3 protein-coding genes are annotated in these 5,710 nt (G+C 57.4%); all 3 read right to left on the bottom strand.

The window, feature by feature from the left end; genetic code table 11:
* Positions 1 to 317, bottom strand: a 317-nt coding sequence (locus BLT27_RS18745; protein ID WP_217639195.1) for a hypothetical protein, incomplete at its 3' end; no start/stop codon positions are given.
* Positions 314 to 3,313, bottom strand: a complete 3,000-nt coding sequence (locus BLT27_RS19445) for a hypothetical protein (protein ID WP_139172437.1) — start codon at positions 3,311 to 3,313, stop codon at positions 314 to 316. The genes BLT27_RS18745 and BLT27_RS19445, both read right to left, overlap by 4 nt.
* Before the next feature lies 1 nt (position 3,314).
* The gene (locus BLT27_RS18735) at positions 3,315 to 5,369 is read right to left on the bottom strand and encodes a hypothetical protein (protein ID WP_139172436.1); all 2,055 of its coding nucleotides are present in this window, start codon (positions 5,367 to 5,369) and stop codon (positions 3,315 to 3,317) included.
* Between the last annotated feature and the right edge of the window lie 341 nt (positions 5,370 to 5,710).

The raw sequence follows: 5,710 nt of genomic DNA, 5'->3' as shown, positions 1-5,710 counted from the left end.
ATGTCCCAGGGGACTTCGGTGGCGACACCGTCGACCGCGGCGATTCGTTGGTCCCAGAGTTTCGTACCGTCCAGGCGGAACTTCGCCAGCCAGACCGCGAGTCCGCCGACTTCGGTGAACGACGCGACGACGAAGTTACCGTCCTGGGTGCGGACCATCCCGTTCGAATCCTGGCTGGGACTCCGCTCGAACGTCCGGTTCCACTGCTCGCTGACATACGGCGTCATGCCGAGTAGAGAGCGGACGGAGAGTAGACTGGTGAGGCCGGCTGCACCGGCTGTGTGCTGGAGGAACTCCCGGCGGTTCTGGTCCGTCATTCCTCACACCTCAGGTCGTCCTCGGTCACCGTGCATCGCTTTATTGTTACCCGCCCGTCGGGATAAACTATCTGCAAGAGCACCTCGAACTGGTCTCGTTCGTCGAAGTCGTACTCGTAGAACACGGGCCCCGGTCGACTGGCCGAGACGTCCCACGTCACATCCGATTGACCGACTTCGCCGTCGATGGACCCGAGTTGACGCTGACCGACGTGCGAGGCTTCGAACTTCCACCGGAACGCTGTCGCATCCTCCGCAAGCTCGGAGCCACGGGCGGTGAAGAAGCGCGCCCCGTCCGAGACCATCGGGGGAGAGGCCGACCCGAACGTCTTCTGGAGGTACTCACTAACTCGCGAGTGTGTCGAGGGCAGTTCGCGGATTGTCGCAGCTCTGTCCGACGTGTCACCGACCTCGACGACGAGTTCGCCGACCTGAGCTTCGATGCGTCGCTCGTCGCTTCCGGGTGGCGTGGGACCATCCGGATTCTGTGCGTACACCATGAACCGCACCGGGAACAGTCGTGGATACTCGAACCGTGACTCGTCTTGCGGAAGCTGTGCCACGTTGTCCCCGAGGACACCCTCGAGTACCCCACTGGAGGTGTCGTCGGTCATCGGCTGGAGGTCGACGAACTGCCCGGTTCCGCCGATGTCCCAGTGATATCCGAGAATCGACCGGTTCGCGTACGCGTAGGACTCGCTCGCGTCGATCTCGACGTACGAGCCGATGTCTGCCTCCAGAATTCGCTCCGGGTTCGCCATGATCTGTGCGATGTCTGTGGTCTCCGACGACGAATCCTGTTGTGGGATCAGTGTAGAACTGCTGATTGTGCCCGTCTCGTCGGCACCGACGCCGCTCCGCTCGATATCGTACGACACCGAGGGACGAACCTCGTCGACGATGGTGTGGTCTACCTCTCCAGAGTGAGACATCGCAACGACCGTCGTTGAATCGACGTTCCACTGGCAGTCCTCCCAGTCGACGGTGTTCTCCCTCCCGCTGACGAACTGGTCGCAGGCCCCATCTCGGTCCTCGTCACCCTCGGTGACGAAGTAGTAGAGTTCGTGAACGCCGTGTTCTTCGAAGGTGACCGTCGCCGACTGGTGCGGCACGGCTTTGTAGTTCACTCCTGGCTCACCGAGCGACGAAAGGTCGAATGCGTGTGGGACCTCGGTGATAGCGTTGGAGCACGACACCGATTCGGGGATGATCCAGTAGTGCGTCAGCTCCTCCTCACCCTGATACGAGACCGTCCCGTCGAGTTCGACCTCCTGCCCGACCAGTTGCTTGTTCAGGTACGAAGACGGTCGACGGACGCGCGGCATCGGTGTGTGGCCGATTCGGAACTCGTACTGGGTGGTGTTGTCCCCAATCGTGAGTTCGACTTTGTACTGGCCCGGCTCTGAAAGTGAGTTCGAATACGTCCAGCCTGTCTGCTTCTCTTCTGGAATTTCTTCCCAGCCTCGACTGTAGTCCTTCACACAGTCGCCTTCGGACGTTGAGGTACACGGTAGTTGACTTCCGTTCTCTGAAGCAGTACAGTTCGCTCTGCGCCACAGGGTCCATTCAATGTCGAACGAGCGATTGGACCTCCGGTGAAGTGCCGTATCCGTGCCGTCGAATAGCAACTGTTCGTTGCGCTCAAACGATGAAGTCCCTGTAGAGTTTGAACAATATTCCTCGATAACCTCACTACTGCGCGTACGGTCTCTTATCACTGGCTTTGCGCCTTGACTAACCGATGGATAAGAAGAAGGAGGTACATCCGGAGTATCGGAAAGTCCACTGAGCGAAACTAGTTCGGCTCCGGATAGCGCCTCTTCTGATGCATCTCTTGTTGGTGTCTGGAAATTAACTGTCCAAGTGGGGCTGGAAATAACGTCGGTCCCCTCTTTTTTCCCATCGTATCGATACCGATTCCTCACAGTGACATCCATCTTCGGTCCGACGTCCTCGTAACTGCCATCTGAAGGTTCGTACTCCGAGAGCGAGTCCGGAATCACGTACGCGTCGAAGACCAGGAACCCGCCGGTGATTGGCCCGTACTCAACACCGCCTTCGTGGGGAGGGTACCGCTCCCAGAACCGCATCTTGTTGTCCGAGCCCGTACTCGGGGCCGGTTCGACCCACTCGTGGATCATATTATCGATCGTGAGACCACTGAAGACTGCACTGGTCGCGGTGTGCAGCTTCGCACTGGCTCCAACGATACTTTGTCCACGCGAACCCAACCTGCTGAGGTACGAATCTGCGACGCCGGTCAGTCCCTTCGCCTTCCGTGCGATAGAGACTCCCGTTACGGTCTTCGCAACCAGATCGAGGAGAAACCCATCCTCAGCAGTGCTTGGCTCCCCAGTAGCCTCGAGACGGCAGACTTCCAGCGGCCAGAGGTTCCGTACCCGATTGCTCGTGAATCGTTCCGGGCAGCGATACAGGGAGCCGATATGGTCGATGAGTCCCCCGAGCTCTAGATCCTCGTCCTCAGCCTGGATTCTCCGTACGATTTCGGGCCCGTTGATGAACTGGAAATTCTCCGGATTACGGCGCGGCGCTACCACAACGTGGTTTTTGGCTTCGTCGCTCCCGGAGGGGACCGGACGAACTTCCAGCTCGGTAAACAGCTGTGCCTCTGGATCCAAGGTACTTGCCCACGAGTTACTGTAGGGAGAGTCCGTTCGTCGTCGCTGTTGAGTTGTCCGTACTACCATCGCAGAGGTTCTGACCGCAAACGTATACCTCCAGCATCCCTCGTCGAACCCGGCCAGCGGATTACCGGTATCGACCCAGGTTGCATCGAGGAGCTGAAGGCTGTTCGTCGAGTGCTCAACGAAACCCGCATCAGGTATACCTATATCGTCCGATCTGAACATCGTATCGTGCTGTGACCGCCACCTGAGTCGTCGAAGCTGGGCCGCCTCGGATTCTTCTTCAGGGTCAGTTCGAATCGAACTGCCGACCGATTCGACGAGACTGCGGCGAGTGACGTCCGAATCCATCTCAGTTCACCTCGATGGTCTCTGTTGCTACGTAGGAGATATGCTGGCTATCTGTGACGACGTGGTGGATCTCGTATGTTCCTGCCTGCCCGAAGGTGTACGACACTTGCTCACCGGAGCCGAACCTCTTGAACGCGAAGTCCGTGCTCTCGGCGTCGGTGCGCTCCCAAAACCAGGTCAGCGGTTCACGGAGATGATTTCGCACCACCTCGTTTCGCGAGGCGGGTTCGGAGCCAAGCAGGGCCATGTCGGGCAACGAGTTGTTCGTATTGAATCTGAATGTCCGAGACCCTACCTGTTCGATCTCGAAATCACCTGCGTGGTTTCTTGCTCGTCGACCCTCATCCTGGAGATACAGGTACGGTCGAGAGACTGTCGATCTGTTTCCGGTGGGGTCCTCCATTTCGAGCCCGACAACGTGCAGGCCCTCATACTGTGGCGTCACCGAAAACTCCGTTCCGGTACTCGATTTCCCACGCCAGGACTGTTTGTTATAAAAATCGGGTTCGGTGTAAACGTCTTCGGCTTGCATCCCGGTCGGATACCAGCGTATCTGTTGCCTTATCTCATCGAAGTCATTCACAATACCAACAAAGTGAGACGAATTGAACTGTGAGTGATGCCACGTGAAGTCCGTTTCCCGGTTGGAATCGGTGAGAAGGCTATTCTTCGCCGAGAACTCGATCGGTGGCTCACCGGTTGACTCGGAACCCGGTGCCTGACCGATATACACGGGAAGCGGCAGTAGATATCCGGGAACAGGGAGATACCTCGGCTCCAGTTGGTCTTTCCCGTCGTACTTGCCGCGAATCAGTGTGTGCTGAATGAATGGCTCGGTCAGGAATTCGATCTGCGGTGCGTTGAGTTCCCGAGTGGCCCTGGAACGATTCTGTGAAAAGTTGTACTCGAACGAGGGAACTGGAATGTGTGTGCGGTTCGTACCTGGGGCAGCAATATCGATGGTCCACTCACCGATACCGATCCCGGGATTAGCTTCGTGAGCCCTATCGATACCGATACCAGTCCCGAAGTTCTTCGTCGTCACGTTGAACGACACTTCTTGATCAGGTTCGACGTAGACGTCGAAGATGAGGTTGTGATGGGTAACCGGTCCCCCTTCCCGGGAAGGATACGTCATATCGAAGCCCTTCGCGTACTTCGTCCTCGGACGATAATTATCCGACAGTAGCTCCGATGCAAAGATACTGGCAACGATGACCCCAGCACCGAGTGCAGCAGGCGGGTTAGCGAACAACGCGAGAGCGGCCAGACTGAGGGATGCCACTGCAAGAGTCCCTTCGACTCCGGCCCGAAGGTCGTCATTGAGGTCATCCGCGTTCCGAATAGCCTGATATATTTCTTCCGGTGATAGATTGAATAACTTAGATTGGTTCGGGAGATAGGCCCCGACTCTGGACTTGTCTCCCTGGAACTGTTCGTGAGACATCCCGAGTGCCAGGGAGATGTATTCACCCAGGTTTTCGATATCAGCATCTGGATACTGGCCCGCTAAATCCTCTCCCAGTTCGTCCCCGGATGGCGTCGTGTAGACCTGAAACGAATCGTGTCCATGTCTCGGAGCGAGAGCCATCGATTCCATGTCACTGTCGTTGTCTGCTTCTACCGAAACCCTGCTTCCGATTCTCGCATCGAGGTTCAGTTTCCGGGGCTCGAAGTGGTCCCCCATCGCTTCGCCTATCTCCCAGAAATGCGTCTTGTCTTTACTGACGTGCGAGATCGCAGATCCGGTGACGGCGAACGTGTAGCGATAGCACCCTGTCCGCTCTCCAAAGATCGACTCCCTCGCTGACACTGCCGGATTCCCTGTCGCTTCGAATCCGACATCGAGCAGCTCCAACCGCTCGAGCGATTGATGTCCATAATCACCGTTAGCATCTGCTGAGAGCGTGTGAGCCTGCCAGTTGTGAAGTGCTGCTCGATCCGGTGTCCGGGCATTTGAACGATCCGATAGTGAAATCCCAACCTCCCCTACACCCAGGTCCGGAATCCCCGATACCCCCAGGAGCTGTAGTAGTTGGCGACGGTACAGGTCCATTGCTGTTGGTTATGCCGCAATGGTTTTATTTCTTATCTTTGTGATACAATTATGGGCCTCGGCAGAAGAAAAATAGGTGCTTGTCGAGTCGTGTGACACGACAAGATGGCTGTTCGACCCGACTGGGGGAACACCCACTCCCCAGGTTATTAGAATTTAAGTACTATACTGCTGGAATTTATCTCTATGACCGACGACCCGACGCTCGAACACCCCGACTCCGGGGGTCGAGCGTCGACCGACGACGACGGGCGTGTCCCGCCGCCCATCCCACCGGGTGACCCGGACGCCTGGTACGCACCCGACGTGCGGGACCACTACACCGTCCACGGCGACGTGGT

Origin of the sequence: Haloarchaeobius iranensis (assembly GCF_900103505.1) — an archaeon.
Taxonomy (GTDB): domain Archaea; phylum Halobacteriota; class Halobacteria; order Halobacteriales; family Natrialbaceae; genus Haloarchaeobius; species Haloarchaeobius iranensis.
The sequence above is the reverse complement of the archived record's forward strand: the minus strand, read 5'-3'. Positions and strand labels throughout refer to the sequence as shown.

Excerpts from the sequence above, each read along its gene's own strand:
- BLT27_RS19445 (WP_139172437.1), bottom strand. The coding sequence starts at position 3,313 with ATGGATTCGGACGTCACTCGCCGCAGTCTCGTCGAATCGGTCGGCAGT.
- BLT27_RS18735 (WP_139172436.1), bottom strand. The coding sequence starts at position 5,369 with ATGGACCTGTACCGTCGCCAACTACTACAGCTCCTGGGGGTATCGGGG.